At 54.3% G+C, this 22,101-nt stretch carries 18 protein-coding genes and 1 pseudogene; 4 read left to right on the top strand and 15 right to left on the bottom strand.

Annotated features, from left to right (window positions below):
• Positions 1-20 precede the first annotated feature (20 nt).
• The 7 genes from argR to acs all read right to left on the bottom strand — a co-directional run bounded on the left by argR (position 21) and on the right by acs (position 8,078).
• The gene (argR, locus tag BLU24_RS08460) at positions 21-1,001 is read right to left on the bottom strand and encodes a transcriptional regulator ArgR (RefSeq protein WP_090285414.1); all 981 of its coding nucleotides are present in this window, start codon (positions 999-1,001) and stop codon (positions 21-23) included.
• Positions 1,002-1,249: 248 nt separating this feature from the next.
• Positions 1,250-2,014 (bottom strand): ABC transporter ATP-binding protein, encoded by a 765-nt coding sequence (locus tag BLU24_RS08455; RefSeq protein ID WP_007912705.1) that lies wholly within the window; start codon positions 2,012-2,014, stop codon positions 1,250-1,252.
• 27 nt (positions 2,015-2,041) lie between these two features.
• Complete coding sequence (locus tag BLU24_RS08450; RefSeq protein ID WP_093099202.1) at positions 2,042-3,154, bottom strand: succinylglutamate desuccinylase/aspartoacylase family protein; 1,113 nt, start codon at positions 3,152-3,154, stop codon at positions 2,042-2,044.
• Position 3,155: 1 nt separating this feature from the next.
• On the bottom strand, positions 3,156-3,854 hold the full coding sequence (locus tag BLU24_RS08445; protein ID WP_093099200.1) for an ABC transporter permease: 699 nt from the start codon (positions 3,852-3,854) through the stop codon (positions 3,156-3,158).
• Positions 3,851-4,540, bottom strand: coding sequence for an ABC transporter permease (locus BLU24_RS08440; protein ID WP_007912702.1), 690 nt, complete (start codon positions 4,538-4,540; stop codon positions 3,851-3,853). Before BLU24_RS08440 ends, BLU24_RS08445 begins: the two co-directional genes overlap by 4 nt.
• A gap of 91 nt (positions 4,541-4,631) precedes the next feature.
• Positions 4,632-5,405, bottom strand: a complete 774-nt coding sequence (locus tag BLU24_RS08435) for an ABC transporter substrate-binding protein (RefSeq protein ID WP_090285420.1) — start codon at positions 5,403-5,405, stop codon at positions 4,632-4,634.
• A gap of 717 nt (positions 5,406-6,122) precedes the next feature.
• Positions 6,123-8,078 carry an acetate--CoA ligase gene (acs, locus tag BLU24_RS08430; protein ID WP_090285423.1) on the bottom strand — a complete coding sequence of 652 codons (1,956 nt, stop codon included), beginning with the start codon at positions 8,076-8,078 and terminating at the stop codon, positions 6,123-6,125.
• A 556-nt stretch (positions 8,079-8,634) separates the two neighbouring features.
• Between acs and BLU24_RS08425 the strand changes: the two genes are divergently transcribed.
• Both BLU24_RS08425 and BLU24_RS08420 read left to right on the top strand, forming a co-directional pair.
• A complete protein-coding gene (locus BLU24_RS08425; RefSeq protein ID WP_093099197.1) occupies positions 8,635-8,895 on the top strand; it encodes a DUF2790 domain-containing protein in 261 nt (86 codons plus the stop codon).
• Between the two features lie 538 nt (positions 8,896-9,433).
• Positions 9,434-10,681: a ribonucleotide-diphosphate reductase subunit beta gene (locus BLU24_RS08420; protein ID WP_090285427.1), complete on the top strand. Its 1,248-nt coding sequence runs from the start codon at positions 9,434-9,436 to the stop codon at positions 10,679-10,681.
• 115 nt (positions 10,682-10,796) lie between these two features.
• Here BLU24_RS08420 and BLU24_RS27545 read toward each other — a convergent pair whose 3' ends face one another.
• The 6 genes from BLU24_RS27545 to dcm form a co-directional block, all read right to left on the bottom strand.
• Complete coding sequence (locus BLU24_RS27545; RefSeq protein ID WP_157720825.1) at positions 10,797-11,531, bottom strand: DUF6339 family protein; 735 nt, start codon at positions 11,529-11,531, stop codon at positions 10,797-10,799.
• A complete protein-coding gene (locus tag BLU24_RS27540; RefSeq protein ID WP_157720824.1) occupies positions 11,531-12,373 on the bottom strand; it encodes a hypothetical protein in 843 nt (280 codons plus the stop codon). Before BLU24_RS27540 ends, BLU24_RS27545 begins: the two co-directional genes overlap by 1 nt.
• The gene (locus BLU24_RS27535) at positions 12,363-14,252 is read right to left on the bottom strand and encodes a hypothetical protein (RefSeq protein ID WP_157720823.1); all 1,890 of its coding nucleotides are present in this window, start codon (positions 14,250-14,252) and stop codon (positions 12,363-12,365) included. The genes BLU24_RS27540 and BLU24_RS27535 overlap by 11 nt, the downstream gene beginning before the upstream one ends.
• A 78-nt stretch (positions 14,253-14,330) precedes the next feature.
• Complete coding sequence (locus tag BLU24_RS08410) at positions 14,331-15,593, bottom strand: type II restriction endonuclease (RefSeq protein WP_093099192.1); 1,263 nt, start codon at positions 15,591-15,593, stop codon at positions 14,331-14,333.
• Entirely contained in the window at positions 15,539-16,042 is a 504-nt protein-coding gene (locus BLU24_RS08405; RefSeq protein ID WP_331717145.1) for a very short patch repair endonuclease, read from the bottom strand. The genes BLU24_RS08410 and BLU24_RS08405 overlap by 55 nt, the downstream gene beginning before the upstream one ends.
• 152 nt (positions 16,043-16,194) lie before the next feature.
• On the bottom strand, positions 16,195-17,631 hold the full coding sequence (gene dcm / locus BLU24_RS08400; RefSeq protein ID WP_093099185.1) for a DNA (cytosine-5-)-methyltransferase: 1,437 nt from the start codon (positions 17,629-17,631) through the stop codon (positions 16,195-16,197).
• 573 nt (positions 17,632-18,204) lie between these two features.
• On the opposite strand from dcm, the gene BLU24_RS08395 reads away from it, so the two are divergent.
• A complete protein-coding gene (locus BLU24_RS08395) occupies positions 18,205-18,714 on the top strand; it encodes a BRO-N domain-containing protein (protein ID WP_093099182.1) in 510 nt (169 codons plus the stop codon).
• 275 nt (positions 18,715-18,989) lie between these two features.
• Positions 18,990-19,980: pseudogene (locus BLU24_RS08390) on the top strand (hypothetical protein).
• Positions 19,981-19,983: 3 nt separating this feature from the next.
• Here BLU24_RS08390 and BLU24_RS08385 read toward each other — a convergent pair.
• The gene (locus BLU24_RS08385) at positions 19,984-21,120 is read right to left on the bottom strand and encodes a hypothetical protein (protein ID WP_093099178.1); all 1,137 of its coding nucleotides are present in this window, start codon (positions 21,118-21,120) and stop codon (positions 19,984-19,986) included.
• A 66-nt stretch (positions 21,121-21,186) separates the two neighbouring features.
• A complete protein-coding gene (locus tag BLU24_RS08380; RefSeq protein WP_093099175.1) occupies positions 21,187-21,999 on the bottom strand; it encodes a sulfite exporter TauE/SafE family protein in 813 nt (270 codons plus the stop codon).
• Positions 22,000-22,101 lie beyond the last annotated feature (102 nt).

Raw genomic sequence — 22,101 nt, 5'->3', positions numbered from 1 at the left:
CGGCAATAGCTGAATCGCCGTCAGCCTCGCTCGGGCGGTACTGACGACAATTCGAACGGGCTGCTGCTGCGCCGCTGGTTGCGATCTTCGCGCGGCGTGGCACCGAAGAAGTTGCGGTAGGCGCTGGAGAAATGCGGCCCCGAGGAGAAGCCACACGAGAGGCCGATCTGGATGATCGACTTGCTGGTCTGCATCAACATCTGCCGGGCCTTGTTCAGGCGCAGTTCCAGGTAGTACTGGCTCGGCACACGGTTGAGGTACTGCTTGAAGATCCGCTCCAACTGGCGCCGCGACACGCACACGTGCTGGGCGATTTCGTCGGTGGTCAGCGGCTCTTCGATGTTGGCTTCCATCAGCAACACCGCCTGGGTGAGCTTTGGATGACTGGAGCCGAGACGGTTCTGCAACGGAATACGCTGACGCTCGCCCCCTTCGCGAATGCGCTCGACCACCAGTTCTTCGGACACCGCACCGGCCAGTTCGGCGCCGTGATCACGCGCCAGTACCGCCAGCAGCAGGTCGAGTACCGACATGCCACCGCAGGCGGTCAGGCGATCGCGGTCCCAATCGAACAGGTGACTGGTAGCAATGACTTTCGGGAAGCGTTCGGCGAAATCGTCCTGCCAGCGCCAGTGCACAGCGGCGCGATAGCCATCGAGCAAACCGAGCTGGGCCAACGGGTAGACACCCGCCGACAGACCACCGATCACGCAACCGGCACGCACCAATTGTTTGAGCGCACTGCTCAGCGCCGGCGCCAGTGTGGTCGGCGGCTCGTCAGCGAGCAGGAACAGTTTCTGAAAGTTTTCGAGCTTGCCGGCCCACGCTTCACCGGGCAGTTGCCAGGCACCTTCGGCCGGCGGTTCGGCCTGCAGGAACGACAATTCGTAAACCACGTCGGGGTGCACACGCTGAGCGACACGCAAGGCTTCCTCCGCCAGCGCCAGCGTCAACGCTTTAGTGCTGGGCCAAATCAGGAAACCAATTCGATGGGCAGTCATGGGCGGGCAATCCGAAACGAACAACGGTGATGAAGGCATGGGCCAATGCTAGCCCGTAAATGAACACACATCGCAAACAATGCAGATCCATTGTAGGAGTGAGCCTGCTCGCGATAGCGGTGTAACAGTCAACATCATGGTTGTCTGAAAGACCGCTATCGCGAGCAGGCTCACTCCTACAGGGGACTTCGTCTGTCCCCGAGGGCTGCGAAGCATGCACTATTGAAGTGCACAACGGCAGCCCTGTTTTATTTCAGGCTACCGGACAGGAACTGCTGCAAACGCTCCGATTGCGGATTGACCAGCACTTCGCGCGGATTGCCGCTTTCTTCGACGACGCCTTTGTGCAGGAACACCAACTGGTTCGACACTTCGCGGGCAAAACCCATTTCGTGAGTGACCACGACCATGGTCCGGCCTTCCTGCGCCAATGCCTGCATGACTTTCAGCACGTCGCCGACCAGTTCCGGGTCGAGGGCCGAGGTCGGCTCGTCGAACAGCATCACTTCCGGTTCCATCGCCAGCGCACGGGCTATCGCCACGCGCTGCTGCTCGCCACCGGACATGTGCCCAGGGAACGCATCCTTACGATGGGCAACGCCAACCTTGTTCAGGTAGTACTCGGCTTTCTCGCGAGCTTCGTACTTGGGCACGCCAAGCACGTGCACCGGCGCTTCCATGATGTTTTCAATCGCGGTCATGTGCGACCACAGGTTGAAATGCTGGAACACCATCGACAGGCGCGAACGCATGCGTTGCAGCTGCTTCGGATCAGCGGCCTTCAGCGCGCCGTCCTTGTTGGCGACCAGTTTCAGCTCTTCGTTGTTGAGCAGGATCTTGCCCGCGTGCGGCTGCTCGAGCAGGTTGATGCAGCGCAGAAAAGTACTTTTGCCGGAGCCACTGGAGCCGATGATGCTGATCACATCGCCGGCGGCCGCTTTCAGGGACACGCCCTTGAGCACTTCGTGACTGCCATAGCGTTTATGCAGGTCTTGGACTTCAAGTTTGTACATGCGGTCGGTTCTCACAAAAACAGTCAGTCAGTCGTTGAGCAAGCGCCCGTGACGCAGCGCTTCGCGCCCCGCCACCTTGGCCAGCCAGAAACCGGGTTGGGCATAACGCAGCCGTTCAATGGCAAACAGCACCCCGGAGGTACCAGCACATACCGTGCTGACCCGATCGGCCACAGGGTCGATCACTTCAAAAATCTCCTCGCCCGCCTCGACCCATTCGCCGGGCTTGCGGGAAAAACTCACCACACCGGGGTGCGGCGCGAACAACAATTCGGTGCCTTCGAACGGCATGCCTTCACATGGCTCGTGCGCCGGATTTGGCCACTCGCCGGTGATCAGGCCCTGCTCGGCGAGGAAGGCGAGAATGCCTTCTGCGTAGGCCTCGGCATCCGCGCGACCGGTGTCGGCCTGACCGCCCAGTTCGATGGTGGTGGCCAGGCACGCCAGCGGAATCTGCGCATCGGGAAACTGCCGCGACAGGCGCAGCCACGGCAGCGAACAGGCTTCGTCGAACGAGCTGCCACCGGAGTCTTCCGCGAGCAAGCCGACCTTCACGTTCAGGTGCGCGGCGAGCGAGCGCCACTGCGGCCAGTGTTGCGGCAGCGCATACATGTGCAGCGCGGCTTCGGCGTCGCAATGCAGATCGAGTACCACATCAGCGCTGCAGGCATGGCTGAGCAATACGCGCTGCATGCCTTGCAACTGGCTGCTCGCCTCTGGCAGCGCGGCCAAATGATCGGCCATCGCCTGACGGATCAGCCGCACATTGGCGTGGGGATCGTCACCGAGCTTGTCGGCCAGCACGGCGGCGACCGGGGCGCTCAGCTCGACGAAATCACGGTTGAAATTCTTGCCGCTGCCAGCCTCGAAACGGCCTTGGTGATTGCCTTGCAGCAATTGCCCGAGTCCCAACGGATTGGCGACCGGCACCAGCTCGATCACGCCGTTGAGCACGCCTTGGGCTTCGAGTTCGCCGAGGCGCTTCTTCAGCTCCCAGGCGGTGCGCATGCCCGGCAGTTCGTCGGCGTGCAGGCTGGCCTGAATGTAGGCCTTGCGCTCGCCGTGGCCAAAGCGGAACACCGAAACCTTGCGCTCGCTGCCCAGGTGGCTCCACGGCAACACGTGGTCGATGCGTTCCATATCAGTGCTTCCGCGGCGCGAGGTAGCTCAACCAGCGACGCTCGGCCAGCTTGAACAGCTTGACCAGAATGAAGGTCAGGCACAGGTAGAACACGCCAGCGGTGATGTACGCCTCGAACGGCAGGTAGAACTGCGCATTGACGGTACGTGCCGCGCCAGTGATGTCGATCAGGGTCACGATCGAAGCCAGACTGGTGGTCTGCAGCATCATGATCACTTCGTTGCTGTACTGCGGCAGTGCCCGGCGCAGGGCCGATGGCAGCAGGATGCGCTTGTACAGTTTGAAGCGCGACATGCCCATGGCCTTGGCCGCTTCGATCTCACCGTTCGGCGTGGCCTTGAGGCTGCCGGCGATGATCTCGGCGGTGTAGGCGCTGGTGTTGACCGCAAACGCCAGGCACGCACAGAACGTTGCACTGGACAGCCAAGGCCACAGGAAGCTTTCGCGTACTGCTTCGAACTGCGCCAGACCGTAATAGATCAGGAACAGCTGCACCAGCATCGGCGTGCCACGAATCACGTAGGTGTACAGCCACGCGGCGCCGTTGACGACCGGGTTCTTCGAGACGCGCATCAGCCCCAGCGGCAGTGCGGCCAGCAAGCCGAAAAACAGCGACAGCGCGAGCAGTTTGAGGGTGGTCAGCAGGCCGCCGAAGTACAGCGGCAGCGCCTCCCAAATGACGTTGTAGTCGAAGATCATAGATCAGCCGCCCTTACGCCTACCGAGTAGCGCTTCTCAAGTTGACGCAGGATCAGCAACGAAACACTGGTGATCACCAGGTACATCGCCGCCACTGCGAGGAAGAAGGTGAAAGGCTCACGCGTGGCATCCGCCGCCTGCTTGGCCTTGAACATCATGTCTTGCAGACCGACCACGGAAATCAGCGCGGTGGCCTTGGTCAATACCAGCCAGTTGTTGGTGAAGCCGGGAATCGCCAGACGAATCATCTGCGGCACCATCACCCGGAAGAACACCTGAAAACTGCTCATGCCGTACGCCATGCCGGCTTCGGCCTGGCCTTTGGGGATTGCCATGAACGCACCGCGGAAGGTTTCCGACAGGTACGCACCGAAGATGAAACCGAGGGTGCCTATACCGGCGGCCAGCGGGTTCAGGTCGATGTAGTCGTCATAGCCGAGCATCGGCGCGACGCGGTTGAGCAAGTCCTGACCGCCGTAGAAGATCAGCAGAATCAGCACCAGATCGGGAATCCCGCGGATCACCGTGGAATACAGGTCGCCCAGCCAGGCCAGCCAGCGCACCGGCGACAGGCGCAGCGCGACACCGATCAGCCCGAGAACGATGGCCAGAGCCATGGACGACAAGGCGAGCTGAAGCGTCAGCCATGCGCCATCGAGGATGACAGCCCCGTAGCCTTTCAACATGATTCAGGTCCTCGAAAGTTGGGATGAAAAAATGGCGCAAACCGCAGAGATTCTGTTGCTTGCGCCATTTCGGACTTGTCGCAGAGACGTCTTACTTGCCGTAGATATCGAAGGCGAAGTACTTGTCCTGGATTTGCTTGTATTTGCCGTTCTCGCGGATGGCCGCGATGGCGCTGTTGATCTTGTCTTTCAGGGCATCGCCCTTGCGTACAGCGATGCCTACGCCGTCGCCGAAGTATTTGACGTCGGTGAACGCCGGGCCAACGAACGCGAAGCCTTTGCCGGCGTCGGTTTTCAGGAAGCCGTCATCGAGCAGGGTCGCGTCAGCCACGGTACCGTCGAGACGACCGGCAGCCACGTCGAGGTAGATCTCGTTCTGCGAACCGTACGGCTTGATCTCGGCACCCAGTGGGGCCAGGACTTCGCGGGCGAAACGCTCGTGGATCGAACCGCGCTGTACGCCGATGTTCTTGCCTTTGAGCTCAGCCAGACCTTCGCTGACCTGAGTGCCGGCCTTCATCACCAGACGCGCCGGGGTGTTGTAGTACTTGTTGGTGAAGTCGACCGACTTCTTGCGGTCTTCAGTGATCGACATGGACGACAGGATCGCGTCGATCTTGCGCACTTTCAGCGCCGGGATCAGGCCGTCGAACTCTTGCTCGACCCACACACACTTGACCTTCATTTCTTCGCACAGCGCGTTGCCGATGTCGTAGTCGAAACCGACGATGCTGCCGTCCGGGGCTTTCGAGGCGAATGGAGGGTAAGCCGCTTCGATGCCGATCTTCACAGGTTTTTCGTCAGCGACGGCATTCAGCGACAGCACGGACAGTGCCAGGGCGCCAAGCAGCACAAGTTTCTTCATCTTGGGACTCCATCGGTAAAGGGCAAAAACGGCAGAGTGAGCAACAGCCCAATATGCGAATGGGTGAATCAGGAAATCGGTTGCTGCATCGGTGGGAAATTTCCTGTTGAAACCGGCGAAGGTTTCAACGTCAGCCACGATGAGCGAGTGATCGGCATTCTAACGACAGGCCCGAAGCCGATATTTCTTCAATGCGACAACTAATTACAGATGCACAGAGAAAGCGACTTGAGCACATTGACAGCCTTGCAATTTCATGCAAGCGCGAAAGGCAGTGAACCGATCCATGCTGCAAATTGCGGGCCTATTATTCGCAAACCCTTCTAATCCGGCAAGCGCAGCGTTGGGTCTTATTTTTCAGCGGGGGTTTTGAGGTTCTAATACGGGGCGTAGCGTTTCCCTTCGCCCCGTTGCGGGGCGGGCGGTTACACATTGGGTTGTGTTGGGTAACAGAGGGAAAGGTCTTACAGTGCAGGTCGATAATTATTGGTCGGGTGGTTTCGGTTTCTGGCAGGGAACTACACCGGTGTCTGACAGATTGCTATCGCGAGCAGGCTCACTCCTACAGTTGATCGCGTTTCTTCAGGTGGAATGCGATCCCTGTAGGAGTGAGCCTGCTCGCGATGAGGCCCGCCCAACCACCACAAAACGTGCAGACACAAAAAAGCCCTGTCCGGCATACACCGAACAGGGCTTTTCAGCACATCAACCTGCTACTCAAGCAACATTCATGGTCTTGTGCGTATCAATCAAATGCTGCACCACACCCGGATCCGCCAGGGTCGAAATATCACCCAAGCCGTCATATTCCGCCGTGGCAATCTTGCGCAGAATCCGGCGCATGATCTTGCCCGAGCGGGTCTTCGGCAGCCCCGGCGCCCACTGGATCACATCCGGCGAAGCGATCGGCCCGATCTCCTTGCGCACCCAGTTCTTCAGTTCCAGACGCAGTTGCTCGGTCGGCTCTTCGCCATTCTTCAAGGTCACATAGACATAAATGCCCTGCCCCTTGATGTCGTGCGGCACGCCGACCACAGCGGCCTCGGCGACTTTCGGGTGCGCAACCATCGCGCTCTCGATCTCGGCCGTGCCCATGCGGTGGCCGGAAACGTTGAGCACATCATCCACGCGCCCGGTGATCCAGTAGTAACCATCGGCATCGCGACGCGCGCCGTCACCGGTGAAGTACATGCCACGGAACGTCTTGAAGTAGGTATCGACGAAGCGATCGTGATCGCCGTACAGCGTGCGCGCCTGACCTGGCCAGGAATCGAGAATGACCAGATTGCCCTCGGCCTCGCCCTCAATGATGTTACCGAGGTTGTCGACCAGCGCCGGCACCACACCGAAGAACGGCCGTGCCGCCGAGCCAGGCTTCAGCGCATGCGCGCCCGGCAGCGGGCTCATCATGTTGCCGCCGGTTTCGGTCTGCCACCAGGTATCGACGATCGGGCAACGCGACTTGCCGACATTCTTGTAGTACCAGTCCCACGCTTCCGGGTTGATCGGCTCGCCGACCGAACCGAGCAGACGCAGACTGCTGCCATCGGCGCCCTCAACGGCAGCCTGACCGGAAGCCATCATCGCGCGGATCGCGGTCGGCGCGGTGTAGAGGATATTGACCTTGTGCTTGTCGACGATCTTCGCCACCCGGGTGATGTCCGGATAGTTCGGCACGCCTTCGAACAGCAGCGTGGTCGCGCCATTGGCCAGCGGGCCGTAGACGATGTAGCTGTGGCCGGTGACCCAGCCGACGTCGGCGGTGCACCAGTAGATCTCGCCCGGGCGGTAGTCGAACACGCGCTCGTGGGTCATCGCCGCATACAGCAGATAACCGCCAGTGGTGTGCTGCACGCCCTTCGGCTTGCCGGTCGAGCCGGAGGTATAAAGGATGAACAGCGCTTCTTCGGCGCCCATTTCTTTCGGCGCGCAAACGGTGCCCGCGACTTTCATCAGGTCTTCGTACCAGATGTCGCGATGCTGGTTCCACTTGATGTCGCCACCAGTGCGCTTGCAGACGATGACTTTCTGGATGCTGCTGGTTTCCGGGTTGGTCAGCGCGTCGTCGACGTTAGCCTTGAGGGAAATCTTCTTGCCGGCACGAATGCCTTCGTCAGCGGTGATCACCACTTTCGAACGGCAGTCGATGATGCGACCGGCCAAGGCTTCCGGCGAGAAGCCACCGAACACCACCGAGTGAATCGCGCCGATCCGGGTGCAGGCCAGCATGGCGACCACGGCTTCGGGAATCATCGGCATGTAAATCGTCACCACGTCGCCACGGTGCACGTCCTGACCACGCAGGGCGTTGGCCAGTTTGCACACTTGCTCGTGCAGTTCGCGATAGGTGATGTTGCGGCTTTCGGAAGGATCGTCGCCTTCCCAGATGATTGCGACCTGATCGCCGCGCTCGGCCAGATGACGGTCGAGGCAGTTGTAGGAAACGTTGAGGGTGCCGTCGGCAAACCACTTGATGTCGACGTGGTGATCGTCGAACGACGTCTGTTTCACCGTGGTGAAAGGCTTGATCCAGTCGAGGCGCTGGGCTTGCTCACGCCAGAAGCCGTCAGGGTTGACGACCGACTGTTGGTACATGGCTTTGTAGGTCGCCTCGTCAGTCAGCGTATTGGCCAGAACCTCGGGACGAACGGGATACAGAGAAGCCGCACTCATCTTTCCTACCTCGGTGTAATAGTTGTTTTTGTATGACCCCGTTGTAGCCGGGTGGGCCCCATAGAACCATTCGACGATGGTAGTAACAAGCCCCTACAAAACATCCAGACATCGCTTATCAAAGGCTTACGCAGCTCGCCCAAACACCGCGATCCCTGTAGGAGCTTGCCTGCAAGCGATCCGGCCAGCACAGCCAACATCTTCATTGACTGAACCATTGCCATCGCCAGCAGGCTGGCTCCTACAGTTCTCGGGCATCTGCATAATTCTGTGGGAGCTTGCCTGCAAGCGATGCAAACAACTCGGTGCGCCAGACAATCCACTCCGCCGATTGTTACCAAATCTGCCAAAAGTGTTTATCAAAACCCGCTCTGTTTACCCTCGCCCCATCTCCTTAAAATTCACTCCGCCAACACGGCAAACGCGATTAACAACGTTACAGCCCCCACGAAGGCCGTTAATCCAGCTCTCGCAGTAAAGATCAAAAACTGAAGTTACACACGCAACCCCAAAAAGGTTGCGTGACCCCTTTCGACCTCAAAAAGGTAAACAGCAAATGAAAGCTTTAATGTTCCTGGTCCTCAGCAGCCTGTGCGCAACCGCCATGGCCGACGAGGCCACGACAGATGTGGCACAGCAACAACCGGTGGTCGAGGAATACACTTACTCCACGCACCTGGACATCGCCAAAGTTGTCTCGATGAGCGAAGTCCCGAATGTCTGTGAAGTAGTGCCGGCAAAAATGGAATACGACGACTCCAAAGGCCAACGCCACATCCTGCGTTACAGCATCATGGGCAACGGCTGCACGAACTGAATCAGACTGCACCGAATTGGATCGCTCAGCACAGATCTGAGGCCCGATTCCAGCCCGACTTCGGTCGGGCTCAGTTGTGTCTGAGGTCGGCAAAAAGGCTTGCAAAACACTAGATGTAGTGAAAAACGTGTTTTTTTGTTCGTTTTTTGAACAAATCCACAACGCCGTGATTTTTACGAAAAAAAATCTTCCCCCGGCAAAGCCCTGTAAACCCTCACTCTCACCGAAAAACCACCCTCCTCGACCGCTTCATGCGCGGATTCGCCTCAGCACAGCCGTGTTTTTTTCCCTATAATGCCGCCCCATACGGGTCAGCAATATTCCCTTACAGGGAGCAAGCGCCATTCTGAAGCCCCGCAACCGTGCTCGACACTGGCTGCGCCCATCAGAGGCTCTCGGAACCCGTCAAAATTTCTGTTTATTTGCCTGCGTGCATCGCTGCAAAAAACGACATCCAACGCGGCTTGTTTGGCCGTGTGAAAAACCAACCCATCAGGTTTCACACGGGCACAAGCCCTCACGCAGGAGACGACACGTCATGCTGAGCTGGGACGAATTCGACAAAGAAGACAGTGAAGTAGCGGTAAAAGGCGCCAACGCCGGCCACGCTTCCGAAGCCAACATGGACCGCCTCGACAACGCCGGCGGTGCAGCCGCCCTCGAAGCCCGCGCCGTGACCGCCGACGACTCGGCCGCCGTGGCCCGCGCCAAGGCTGCACTGAACTCCCTCGACGTCGCCGAAGGCCTCGCCGAACTCGAAGGCGCCGCCGCCCGTGTCGCCGTCGACGAAAAGCGCATGATCAACTGCCGCGCCGACCTCAACCAGCTCGTGCCATTCAAGTACGACTGGGCCTGGCAGAAGTATCTGGACGGTTGCGCAAACCACTGGATGCCGCAAGAAGTCAACATGACCGCCGACATCGCCCTCTGGAAAAATCCGGAAGGCCTGACCGACGACGAGCGCCGCATCGTCATGCGCAACCTCGGCTTCTTCTCCACCGCCGACTCCCTGGTTGCCAACAACCTGGTCCTGGCCGTGTACCGCCTGATCACCAACCCGGAATGCCGCCAGTACATCCTGCGCCAGGCCTTCGAAGAGGCGATCCACACCCACGCCTACCAGTACTGCATCGAATCGCTGGCCATGGATGAAGGCGAAATCTTCAACATGTACCACGAGATCCCATCGGTCGCGAAAAAAGCCGCTTGGGGGCTGAAGTACACCCGCTCGATCTCCGATCCGAAGTTCGAAACCGGCACCCCGGACACCGACAAAGAGTTGCTGCGCAACCTGATCGCCTACTACTGCGTTCTGGAAGGCATCTTCTTCTACTGCGGCTTCACCCAAATCCTCTCCATGGGCCGCCGCAACAAAATGACCGGCGTCGCCGAGCAGTTCCAATACATCCTGCGCGACGAATCCATGCACCTGAACTTCGGCATCGACGTGATCAACCAGATCAAAATCGAAAACCCACACCTGTGGGATGCCGAAATGAAAGAAGAAGCGACCCAGATGATTCTGCAAGGGACTCAGCTGGAGATTGAATATGCGCGGGATACCATGCCTCGCGGGGTGTTGGGGATGAATGCGGCGATGATGGAGGACTACCTGAAGTTCATCGCTAACCGTCGTTTGTCGCAGATTGGCCTTAAAGAGGAATATCCAGGGACGACTAACCCGTTCCCTTGGATGAGCGAGATTATGGACTTGAAGAAAGAGAAGAATTTCTTTGAGACTCGGGTTATTGAGTATCAGACTGGTGGGGCGTTGAGCTGGGATTAAGCTCCGGCTCTAAGACTGTTATCAGTTCTAATTCTAACCCAGCCAGAGAAGCCCCAATTTATTGGGGCTTTTTTTTACAGCTGAGCCATCAAAACTACCAAAAATTGAATACAACCTAACCAGATGACATCCCAGCACGCAACGCACAATCAGTCATAAATTCATCTATCTCTGCTTCGGTCATAACCTCAAAGACCCTGCCCCCTCCAAGCTTATTCAAAACTTTCATAAAGTCCCGAAAAGTAGACTGTGTCGAATTGATCCAATCATATTTTTCAGAGGCTCTTATAACACCTGCCGCGATCGCGGGGCGACTAACAGTAAGTGAACGCTCTAGAAAACTCAGCCGACTGTCAGCCCGCCTTAATATCGTTTTAAGTGAATCAAAGTCATCACGGGCTATTTGATTAGCGATATAACCGTTAAACCACAATCTGGCGAGGGCATTATCGTCTCGACGCCCCCCTAGACTTGGTGCAAAAAAATGTTTACTTATCGCACTTTCTATTTTTTCTTGGCTTCCAAGCCCTTCCAACCAACGCTGCCTTGAATAACCCAGACATTCTACGTGGGTTAATCTAGTCCATATTCCTTCTTCATATGCGAGGCTCGGCTTTACGGCCGAAAGAGCGCGCCATACTAATATAGAATTTTCTATTTCTGCTTGGGGAGTACCAGAGGGATCAAGATCACTTAGAGGCCCTAGATCAACTTCCAAACTTAAAGAAACAGTCCAGTCCGGCTCATTAACAAATTCGTCAAATCCTTCAGACGTATAATTTTTTAAGTTCGCTTGAATACTAGCTCTCAGAGTCTCAATAGCCTTTGTAGAAAAATAACTTAATCTCATCACTCCCCCTCCCACAGCTGCGAGTTCATTCTGATATTACCAAAAGGAGAGTTTAACAGCTGCTGTGCGTCTCGCCACAAGCTGGGAGACTCGAGATCAACTCCTAAATAATCACACTTAGCCTTAAATATTCTGAACCAACGCCGCCCCTCATATTCGGACCTAGCTTGCCGAAGAAGATCTAGAACCTCCATAACGGCAGGAACAAAAGCACTATTCAGAACTATAGGCCTCCCATGTGGCAGCCCCCTAAATCTATTAAAATCTTGATAAATATTAGATGCCACAAGCAATTGAATTTTATCAGAGTCTGGATTTACCAGTAGCTCATCATCTCTTAGGTCGGGAGCTTGAACGACAGAAAAAATACTTTCAATTTCTGCTAGCTTTTCCCGTCCAATTGTTAATCGTTGCGCCTCACCAACTGCAAGAACCGAACCGATATCTAAAGACATCGCCCCACCGCCAAACTCGGCATGACAATTGGCCAGATCAAATTCTCCTACATTTTTCTTTGCCCAAACCATCGGCAAAAAACTTACGCTTCCAACAAGAGCCCCTGGATCAAACGAAAACCGTCGATCCTCAAGACCAATAGGTACAAGCCGACTATAGTAAGTATCCAAGCATGTAACAAAAAAGCCGACGCCAGCATGGCCATCAACAATCAGCTCCCGCAACGACTGCTCCGCAAGCGACACTACCACATCTACGGTCACCTGATCAGTGGCCAGCTTTTCTTCCACTGTCACAACCTTAATATCAAACTCGCCTGTCAAGTAATCGTTACTTTCCGAGCTTAGTACAGGATGTGGAAATCGTGTTCTTTCATTAATTTTCATTAGAGGACACCTCTAAAACATCCACTGCTGCACGAATCTCAATCGGCCCTCTATACATCTCGGAAAACTCGAGATCAATTTTAATTCGCTTCCCCGCTAGAAATTCTACTAACACCGCCCCGTTTTTAACATTAGCGCCAAAAGCCGACGAAACAGTTAGTGGCTCATTCTTATTGATTCCTACAGCGTCAATTGAGAGAAGTGCGTGAGTGGAGATAGTTGGTGTAAAAAAAACAGTTCTGCTATTCGAGGCGCCCCCAGTGGTAATTATATTTCGGACATCCAATAGAGGGATAGACTGCTTCGAGCGAGCACGCTCAACATCCCCTGGATATTTTATACGCCCCTCCCCTACTTTACCGCCTCTACCATCACCAAAGCCGCCTCCTGCTTCAGCGTCGCCCTCAACATCAGTATATGCTTCAGTGGAAGGTCTTTTTTTCCGAGGTTCAATCTGATACTTGATAGTTTCAGGGTCATCATTATCAGAATTCCGCTGTTCTAACTCGGGCGCCGAGCCAGCAGGAAAATAATCACGCATTTCGTCAGCAAGCACCTCATTTTCGTACTCGGTAAATGTGTGCTCCTTAATTGCCGCCCGAATCTTACCCGCTAACTTCTTCATCACTCGCTTTGCTACGTCACGATCATCTTGATTCAGCAAACCATCAGCAGACAACTCTTTATGCTTTGGATCCTCAAGCCTCTTTATAAAAGAGCTCCCCCTCACATCGAGAAATGTGACTACCGCAACGAAGTCCTTATACATCGGAAAGCGTAAAAATGGCTCATTGAATGAACTGAGATTATCCGTAATAACCATACCATTTCGAATAATACATATTTTTTTTGGCAGCTTATCTCCAACGAGAACTTTAACTTGAACACGACCTAACTCAGGTATGGTAAAGACGTTGGACTTGGTTTTAGCTGAGCTATAGCAACGATAAAAATCAAAAGACACAGAAAAACCTTGATCCCTTTCATTGCTCAATCCTTTCCGCACCACTTCAGCATCAAATAACGGCCCAAGAGTATCCCTATTTATTTCGCTATTGCCGCCATCGATAGAAAACTCCATTTCATCATCGTGAACAGCTGGAAAAAAATTTTGAATGAGAGAACGAGTAAAATGACTTTGCCATTCCGCTGGATCTCGAAACCCAACTACAAATACCGATGTGCCGATACTTTCTCTTCTGAGCCATTCCGGAGCTAAAACAGGATCACTGACCGGCTCAAAATCCGCACCTCCCCAATAACCTATTTGACGCTTAGGAAGGCCCTCGTCAACATGGGAAATAAGGATTGATTTCCCTTGCGTCAGGAACCTCTTGGATCCCGTTTCATCATCCAAAAAAACTGTTGAGTAAAACACTGTCCGCAGATCGGAAATAGCGAATGCCGCATTTTTTCCAATACCATAAGAGCCTCCCGAATTTTCCTCTGGCTTTACGCTAACTCCTGCAGCTCTAAGCAAAGAATAAAATGGACTCCCCCGCTGAGCCCCCTTAGCACCAGTTGTATTCTCGTCAGAAACACGCAACACTTTTATATGCTCAAGAGCAAGTATTTTTTTTGCTTCAGAGAAAAAAGCTTTCTCTTTCTCCTTTTTCTCCGCCAGAGAAGCATCCAAACATAACGCCACAACCTTATCCAACTTGACTATAGCTGGAATATTCTTTTTAGGTATTTCAATCAGATCGAACTTTATTTTTACTGGAAGTGAAGAATATGCATCTCGACTATTCTGACCCAGTTCTCTAGCAGCACTTGCGTAAGGTTGCTGACGATAGGTCTCAATACCAGCATGCCCCAGCCCTTCATCTTCTTTACTATCATTACCTGCGAACTCAAGAACGAATGCCTCATTACTCATTGCGTCTACTCCCTGTTATCAGGCACAAAAACTCTTTGGTATAACAACGTTTTTTTTGCAACATCAGCCGCTTGAAAACTAGGCAGTTCCTGTACCCTCTGCCTGCTTTATGAGTTCTATAAACTCTGATAATGCAATCAACCACTCTGCTTGGGACTTCGAATACGTAGAATGCATAGACTTGGGAACGACCAGTCGTAATCCACTTGAGGCCATTTCACTTGTCTGGCCTTCACTAATGGCGGCCTCGAGAGTCACCAAGTGTTTTTCACTTATTCTCTTGGCTTCACTAAGAACCTGACGCCAACGATCCTTACAAGTCGTTTTAGCTCCTAACATAAAAAGTTTGTTCTCGGGATACTCTAAGTCTCGATACTCCGAAAATCCTGGAAATAAGAAATCTGGCTTCTTACTATTTTCCGTGGAAAAACCCTTCGCTCCTCCCCGTTCAAACCTAATTCCATGACTCTCAAATATATAAGACAGGTGCCTTTCAAATGCATGACCGACTCTTGACTTACGACGATTCTGAACACTCAGGGAGTAATTTACAAAATCGTCAACATCTTCTCCATCCTCCCCAAATCCTACGCGAAGCTTTTGCCGCACCAGATGACGCTCGTATATTCGAAATAGCTTTTCCTCATGGTCCATCCACTCAACAATTGCTTGGTCTGGAAAAACTATAGGATCAACAGGGGACTCTAAGGAGTTCCGAGCATATAGGGAGAAATCTGACGTCTTTGGAAAGCTTTCGCCGCCAAATGAAGTTATCAAGCGTTGCAACCAGACATCATCACCTACTTCTACTTTTGTTACCTCAACACCCAAGCTTTCTAACATCAAGCGCAATGGCAGAAGCAACTCTACTGCATCCATTTCCCCACGAATGAATGTAGTTTTTATGTTATGCAAACCAAATAAAATTTTTAGCTGGCTCTCTATAGTGCTTCCCGCCGGAGCACACACCATTAAAAGCGTATCGTCTCGCATCTTTGCAACTAGAAAAAAATCACCAGCAGTAAACAAATCCGTTACGGAGTTAGAATTATAGTAAAGTCGAAATTCAGGCTTACGCAAAGGCTTCTTACGACGACAGTCGTACCAAGTAACCGTACTTTCACAGATATCTGGCGCTAAAGCCTCATCTGTAAAATACACTTGCTTAGCCTTATATCTAAATTCTTGATTTTTATCAGGAGCCCCCAAGTATTTCTTAAAGCCGGCCTTAACTAGCCCTCCAATCTCATGCTGATTGGAGCTATCGGGATCGGCATCAACAGGCTTCAGATATTTGGCTGCGACTCCTTCAAAATAGTCGCTGATACGATCATTGAACATTCGTTTTCATCTATTTGTGAATTTTTATTACCGTTTATCAGCCACTCCACTATGAGGTCAATCACTAGCGCAAATTTTTCTTTATTCCTTGACCTGACCGCGCACTCCCAAACGACCAAAACCCTCCACCCCCCTGCCAACAGGGAAGATTCTTGAATTTTATCTCTCAGCTGATTTTTCCGGATTTTCTCGCGCCAAAAATCCGACCGTGTCTGGGGTATTTTGAAATATCGGCAGGAATGTCCATGCCAGAAACAGCCGTGCACAAAAACCACCGCGCTGTATTTCGGTAACACCAGATCTGGCTTACCGGGGAGATCATTGACGTGAATACGGTAACGAAAGCCACGCGCATGCAATGCTTTGCGGATCGAAACTTCTGGCTTGGTATTTTTTCCTTTAATCCCAGACATCATTCGGGAGCGTGTTGCTGCATCCACGATATCCACCAAGGCTCACCTCCCGCGCAATCGATAGCTCAACCGTCTTGTATACCTTTGGCCTCCACATATTCAAGGTTCGGATGAGCTATCGGATGCATTAAATGAGGGATTCAAGTCAACCTCTAGGGCATGCGCGCTTCAACGCTTGGCGCAAAAACTCACTCAGGAAGAGCGAACTCCAGTTGAGGCTGTTCCGTGTCGGCAGTTTTTTCTTTCGCGGCCAAAATCCGATCTTTCATCAAACGAGCCACAGCTTCAAAAACTGGCACCGCAACCGAGTTTCCGAACTGACGATAGGCTTGGGTATCAGAGACAGGAATCACAAATTTGCTTTCGCCTGGCTTGTCGAATCCCATGAGGCGCGAGCACTCATGGGGAGTCAGTCTGCGCGGACGATGAAGCTGATTTAGCTCGCCATTGAAGTCCAAGGTTTCCACAAACCCACGGTCGACCAGGATTTCCGAACCGTCTTTGTGATATCTCGCGGAAAGCGTACGAGCCACATCGTTTGGACGAGTCAAACCAAAGCCAAAGCCATTGCCCTTCTCACGATGCTTAGCCGCGTAGCGGTAGAGGTAGTCCCAAAGCTTCGGAGTAAGGATGTATTTTTCATCCACATCCTTATCAAGCAGATCACCGAAGCTAGGTCGCTGCTTCGGTATGTGCTTACTGATGTCGCGCAAAGTGAATCCTTGGTGAACATTGAGATCACGACGAAAGCCGACCAGTACGATTCGCTCACGATGCTGCGGCACAAAGTGCTTGGCATCAATTACCTTGGGATCTGATCCCTTTGGCGCATTTACATCTGCAACCTCGTAGCCCAGTTCATCCAACGCTTCGCAGATGATCCGGAACGTATTGCCCTTGTCATGGCTTTTCAGGTTTTTCACGTTTTCCAGCAAAAATGCGGCTGGGCGTTTTGCGGCAATTATCCGCGCCACGTCGAAAAACAGAGTGCCTTGGGTCTCGCACTCGAAACCGTGCTTACGGCCCAAGGAATTCTTCTTGGAAACACCTGCAAGCGAAAACGGCTGGCAGGGGAAACCTGCCAACAGAACATCGTGATCAGGAATTTCGCGATCGATGTTCTTGTAGGCGTCTTCGTCACTGATTTCTGGCTTGTCTGAAAGCGTGACCGAGCGGATATCGAGGTTGAAGCGATGGCGAGCAGGATCGCAATAGTGGTTCGCCTTGTACGTTTTTACGGCGTACTTGTTCCATTCGGAAGTGAACAAACACTCGCCACCGATGGCTTCAAACCCTTTTCTGATGCCGCCAATGCCGGCAAAGAGATCGATAAAGGTGAATGAAGGCTTGTGGTTCAAGCGCTTGGGCAGCAGATTCTTGAGACGAGTGAATTCAATGTGAGAGAGCTTCGGCGAAGCCTTTCCCTTGATCCAGCGATTGATGGTTTCACGGCACCAATGGCTCGGGCTTACGTCGTTGAGAATTTCGGCCAACTGCCCTTGGTCATAGATTTCCAGCAGCTTGTGCAGAAGCGCCAAGTCAGTTACGGGATGGGTATCAGGCTCGTACGAACCCGAGGTTGTTTCGCTCAAGGATTCAAAAGACGGTGTTTGAAAAAGATTCATGAGCCCGAAATTCCTCTGGGTCAAAGCTGTGACGAATGGTCACCATTCTAGCCCTCAGAACTTCAAAGTAAATGAAATTTCCTCGATTCCGTGAGATGAGTCGTGGCGATACGGATATGGAGGCTGCGGGATTCGATGGTGGTCAAATGCTGGATATAAACACAGCATAATTTACTCTGCGTCTTTGTCCAGGTTTCCTTTCGCCTCGTGACCTGTAGGAAAAGTCGCTGGTTGACGACCATCCCTGATCCCCCTACCCTCAACTCCGAGCCTAAGAAACTCTACAAACCAGAGCGGTCCTCCGCACCCGACAGTCATGCGGCTTTTTTTCGTCTGCGGTTTCCCTACGCCTGCGAAAAATCCCGTTATGTCGGGAGTGGGCGAATACAAGACCCGAAAGGGGAATATGTCCGGCCCGTCTCTGGTGGGTTTCTTAGCTCCCGACACCCTAACGAATGCCCTAAGAAAGCAGCCAGAGGTAAATGGAAATGCCTGGATATCAAACCTTCATGATGAAGGTGAATCGCTGTATCCGTAGAACGCTCTCGTCGCTTCCGACTCCGGAGGCCCGCCATGTCTGAGCCGCTTTTACCGACTCGGTTTACCCGCAACAAAACCCATCTGCACGCCCTTTTGGTTGAGAACCAGGCGTGGTTCTGCGTCCATGAACTGGGCCGGTTGATGGGTAAACATCTTGATGAGCGCCAGCTACGCAAACTCGATGCCGATCAGCGTCAGTTGATGTGCGTGGAGCTTTTCGGCGAAATCGAAGAACAGTGGATGGTGAGTGAATCGGGCGTGTACGCCTTGCTGATCTATCACTACTGTCCCGAGTACCGACAGCTTCGTGAATGGCTGACGCATCAGGTTGTGCCTGCGCTGCGTGATGCACGTCCGGCGCGCTCGGTCGAGCGTCCGACGTTGAGTGTTTTGAGCTGGCCGCAGATGTCGCTGAGTACGTTGCATTGGCAGGACGAGCCGTGGATTCGTTTGCGGGATATGCCTTGTTTGTTGGCGAGTGATCCGTTCAATCGACATGAGTCCTGGTGGCGCAAGGCTTCGCGATTGTTTCGTGGACGCTGATGGTTTCAAAGTCCGCTGTTTGAGTTTTCAAGCAGCGGTTTTTTGTGTCTCCAAATGTTTGGGACTGCTTCGCAGCCCAGCGGGCGCAAGCTCCCTCGCCACAGGGTGGTGCGTGGCCTGCAATGGCGGCGTGATTATTGAGATCTGATTGATGCCGAAAATCGCCAGCAGGCTGGCTCCCACAAATCCCGCATCATCCTGAAAACAATCAGTGCAACCCACCGCACCTCCCGCTATTAATACCCCTCCCCCCACTCAAGGATCCGAGCCCCACCATGAAATTCGATCTCGCCTACTGCCTCAGCCTCGACGACAAGTTGTCGATCTATGACGTTCGCGATCTGAATTTCGATGAGACGGTGGCTTTTGACTCTGCGAAGGAACACTTCCAGTGCCCCAACGATGCCTTGTCGTTCGGCGTTCGAGGCGTCCAACGAGTTGGGTACGTTCAATGCCAAGAACGTGAATTACGTGCGCACGCCGCACTTCAAGAATCTGCCCACGACGCAGCATGTGGCGGGTTGTCCGTATGTGAGTTTGAAGGCGTCGGCGTCTGGGGTTGAGGTGTTGGATGGCGAGGTGGATGACGGGCGTGAGGAGCACTTTCCATCGGAGTTGTTGCTGACGCGGCGTGAGTATGTGCGCAAGCCTGCTGCGCCGGCGGGGGCGGCGGATGTGGTGCGGGATGATCCGGTGCGGGCGGCGGTGGACAGTGGCAAGGAGTCAGCGGGGCGTGAGTCGGCGCCGGACAAGACCAGTGTGTTTGCGCATCCGGTGGAGTGTTTTGTTTCGAACTTCGCTGACAAGGAGTTGCTCAAGCGGATGCCGTTGAAGGTCGGTGAACATTCGGCGCCGTACAGTTCGTTCTTCAAGAAGATTGAATATCTGATGGACAACAAGGGGCTGATTTACTGGGGGCGGATCAAGAAGATCGAGGACTTCCACAGCGGCGCCAGTTTTCGTATCGATTTCGAAGACAAGGTCTGGTTCAAGAAGCCCGAGGACAGTAAGAAGAAGCCGTACCCGGTCAGCGTTTATCTGAACAAGAAGCTGATCGACAACTACCGCAAGCGCAAGGCGTTTCTGGCCGAGATCAAGCACGCGGTGGACAGCGACAAGGCGTTGTTTTGTTTCTTCTATGGGGTGACGCCGGAGTTGAAGCAGGTGCTTGGCAAGAAGAACCCCGATAAGCCTTTCGAGGTCTTCAATGCCAATATCGAGAACCTGGATCACTTCATCATTCGTGAAGCGCCGGGCCTGGAGTGACGGTTAGCCTTTGGGTAGTTGCAGTTTGGCTTCGCCACGGTGTTGGTTGACTAGCGAGTACGGCAGCACTGGCCAATCAGGGTTGTCGCAGTTGCGCTGGTATCGGGCGAAGTAAGCGCCGAGATAAATCCCCTTCGGCGTGAAGTGCCAGTTGGAGTAACCCCAAACACTTTCATCGGTGTAGTCGCAGTCGCCATCGTCTTCGGCGGGCTTTTTCATTTCCTCGGGGTACAGCGTGGTGAACTGCTTGACCAGCCACGGCGCCATGACTTTCAGTTGATCGTATTCGGTGGCTGCGCTATCGGGCTCACCAATCCACAGCACATCTTTTAGCTTCAACAATTCACCGGTGTGCGCATTCAGGTTGATCGGCGAACTGCCGAAGTCCGGGTGGGCGCCGCCGCAGCTGTAGCCGGTGGAAATGTCCAGACTGACCACGTCGGCCGAGAGAAACTCCGGCGCAGCACCTTGATCGAACTCGGCGTATTCCCCGCCATCCATCATGCAGCGGTGATAGTCGATGACTTCAGTCCAGAGTCGTCCGAGCAAGTGGTTGTTGATGCGCTGCTGCTCTTCTTTCGGATAGCCAGACTCGACGCTGAACAGCGAGATCTTCGACTCAGGCTCGGTCCACCATTGCAGGTCATAGCCCATGAAGTTTTCTTTCTTTTCCGGCTTGAGCTTGAGCCCCTGCAAGCGCAAATACTCGTAGGGATCGTCCTTGGGCAACGTGGCAATGAAGGGCAGCGTTGTGGCGGCTGGCGCAGGAAGTTGGGCTTCGGTCAGTTGCACCGGAAACTTCTTGCCCTTGGGATTTCGCCATTCGCCCTGCCAACCATTAGCGGTGGATTTCAACGTCAACATTGGAAGCGGTTTGTCTTCACTGTAACGGTTGTTGCCTTCGACGAGGCTTAGCGTGTTGTCCTGCAGCGAGCCGCTGAGCGCCAGGTCACGGTGGTACTTCTCGTAGAAATAGCGGCCGGTCACTTCGTCGTGTTGTGCAGTGTTGAGCTCAACCACGATCGGCATCTTGCCCAGCGTACCGGTGAAGACACGCGGGCCATCTTCGGCATGCGCGACGGAAATCAATGAGAACAGCACAGCAGCGCATGGCGCCAGGCGCATCAGTCCCTTGAGCATGGATCGATCCTTGAATGAATGAGGCTGCGGAGTATGCAGAGGATGCGCGCAGGAATCGAGGCTCTACTAGAGCAGCATGCCCAGCATCACGATAATCAGCAGCGCGATGTACACCCACGCATGCACCCGATCCGGAATCCGCCCGATCCACGGTGTCGCGAGCCTGATCCCCAACAACGACCCCACCGTCAGCACCGCAAAAGCCAGCAAATCCACATACCCGACAAACCACGCGCCCAGATCCGTCTCGCTGAATCCGGCCAGCGCCATGTACGTCAACGTCCCGGCCACTGCTACCGGCAGGCTCAGCGGATTGGCCATGGAGGTCGCTTGCGACATGCTCAGCCCGCAACGGCGCAGCAGCGGCACGGTCATGACGCTTCCTCCTACACCGAGAAAGGTCGCGATGGTGCCGATGCCTACGCCGCCAGTGGAGGTTTCTGTACGGCTGAGTCGGCGTGGGATGACACCTTCGGTGCGGCGAAGAAATCCTCGTCTGAGCAGGCAGTCGATAATGGTCACGCCGAGGTAGGCGATGAATGCATAGCGAATCACTTCGCCGCTGACCCACACCGCCGCTATTGCACCTACGACCGCACCCATTCCGATAAACCCACCCAACGGCCAAAGATAATGGCGGATGAGATTGCCGGCGCGGCGATGTTGGTTGGTGGCGATCAGGGCGTTGACGATCATTACGCAGGTCGAGGTGGCGACGGCGATGTGCATGGCCGATTGGCTGATCGGGTCGTCGGCGCCGTGGCTGGCGGTGAGCAGACGATACAGCAGCGGCACAATGACGAAGCCGCCGCCGAAGCCGAACAGCACGGCGGAGATGCCGGTCAGGCAACCGAAGCAGGTCAACAGTAGGTAGAACATGTCGAGGCGTCCTTGGTTGGAAAGCGCTCGACGATAGAGTTTCGCCGCTTGGCCCGCTTCAGCAGGCCAGCCATTATTGTTTGCGTTTACGCCAACCACCGG

The sequence above is a fragment of the Pseudomonas sp. Z003-0.4C(8344-21) genome, assembly GCF_900104975.1.
Lineage (GTDB): Bacteria > Pseudomonadota > Gammaproteobacteria > Pseudomonadales > Pseudomonadaceae > Aquipseudomonas > Aquipseudomonas granadensis.
Note: the sequence above shows the minus strand (reverse complement) of the source record. Positions and strands in the feature narration are given on the sequence as shown.